1 protein-coding gene is annotated in these 1821 nt (G+C 39.0%); it reads left to right on the top strand.

Going from position 1 to position 1821, the window contains the following annotated elements; genetic code table 11:
* Window positions 1-251 precede the first annotated feature (251 nt).
* Window positions 252-1712 carry an IS1182 family transposase gene (locus H9632_RS18625; protein WP_191705556.1) on the top strand — a complete coding sequence of 487 codons (1461 nt, stop codon included), beginning with the start codon at window positions 252-254 and terminating at the stop codon, window positions 1710-1712.
* Window positions 1713-1821: the final 109 nt, after the last annotated feature.

Here is a 1821-nt window from a genome sequence, read left to right as displayed (position 1 = left end):
TTCCAACATGCCCTTTTCTTCGATGCCGTTGATTTCCATTGCGGCGGACGCTTTCCGCGGGCACGGCTCCAACTAAATGATCTGCGCCTAAACGGAGGCGCAGATCATTGGATTTTCCGCACGTGCTGTTCCCGCAGGAGTCGCCGCCTCCATTCCAATCAACGGGGGTGTCTTATGAAGAGAATGTTTTTTCTCCTTCTGTGCCCTCCTTTTCCTGTATAATGAAAGCACTAGGAAAAGGCGGTGTGACGATGATTTCTAAACAAGAAACCATGAATTTAAGTCCCTATATGGCACTCTATGATGTACTCATTCCAAAAGATAATCTTCTTCGCCAAATCAATGAATTGGTCGATTTCAGCTTTATCTTAGAAGAATTACAATCAAAATATTGTTTAGATAATGGTCGTAACGCTATTCCACCCATTCGGATGTTTAAATACCTTTTATTAAAAGCAATTCACGATTTATCTGATGCCGATTTAGTCGAGCGTTCCAAGTATGACCTCTCGTTTAAATACTTTTTGGATATGGCACCTGAAGAAGATGTGATCGATTCGAGTTCGCTCACAAAGTTCCGCCGACTACGTCTTCAAGACATGGCGTTATTAGATTTATTAATCGAAAAGACCGTTGAAATTGCGTTAGAGAAGGGACTCCTTCTGAGTAAAATGATTATGGTCGATGCCACTCATACAAAAGCACGCTACAATCAAAAATCACCAAAAGAATTTTTACAAGAAAAATCGAAAAATGTAAGAAAAGCTGTTTATCAATTGAATGAAGACATGGTAGGAAAGTTCCCAACGAAGCCAACTTCAAATGAAATAGAAGAAGAATTAGACTATTGTCGCCAAATCGTGAAAGTGGTAGAAACCCAATCAAAAGTTTCTGAAATCCCCGCTGTAAAAGAAAAATTAAATGTATTAAAAGAAGTCATCGACGATTACGAAAATCAATTAAGCTTTTCGAATGATCCAGACGCACGCGTTGGTCATAAAGCAGCTGATTCCGCTTTCTTTGGATTTAAAACACATCTGGCAATGAGCGATGAACGAATTATTACAGCGGCAGTCATTACAACGGGCGAAAAAAGCGATGGGAACTATCTTCAAGAATTAATTGAGAAAAGTCAAAAAGCGGGTATGGAATTTGATAAGGTGATTGGCGATACCGCTTATTCAGGGAAAGAAAATTTAGCATATACGAAAGAAGAAAACATTCAGCTCATTTCAAAGTTAAATCCGGTCATTACAAATGGAAATGGACAGCGAAAGGTTGCGTTTGATTATAATAAAGACGCGAGCATGTTTGTTTGTCCAGCAGGGCATTTAGCGATTCGAAAAGCACGTACGGGAAAGAAACAGGTAAATGAGAATCAAAAAATGACCTATTATTTCGATACAGAAAAATGTAAAATCTGTCCGATGCGAGAGGGCTGTTATAAAGAAGGCGCAAAAAGTAAAACGTATAGTGTGACGATTCAATCACAGACGCATCAAGAGCAAGCCGCATTTCAGGAAACAGAAACATTTAAAGAGCTTGCCAAAAACCGTTATAAGATTGAACCGAAAAATAGCGAGTTAAAGAATCCCCACGGCTTTAAAACAGCAAAATCGGCGGGGTTATTTGGCATGGAAATTCAAGGAGCCACAACCATCTTTGTGGTCAATCTGAAACGAATACTGAAGCTAATGAGCGAAAAAGAATAAAAAGAGACGAAGAAAAGAGGCATTTTTCATTCAAAATCGAATGAAAAATGCCTCTTTTGTGTTGAAAAACGAAAACGTTCTAAAAAAACGAAGGTTTTTCAGTGCCCTC

Origin of the sequence: Solibacillus merdavium (genome assembly GCF_014836935.1) — a bacterium.
GTDB lineage: Bacteria > Bacillota > Bacilli > Bacillales_A > Planococcaceae > Solibacillus > Solibacillus ferritrahens.
This window is presented reverse-complemented; position numbering and strand designations above follow the sequence as displayed.

Coding starts and splice junctions, on each gene's coding strand:
- H9632_RS18625 (WP_191705556.1), top strand. CDS start 252: ATGATTTCTAAACAAGAAACCATGAATTTAAGTCCCTATATGGCACTC.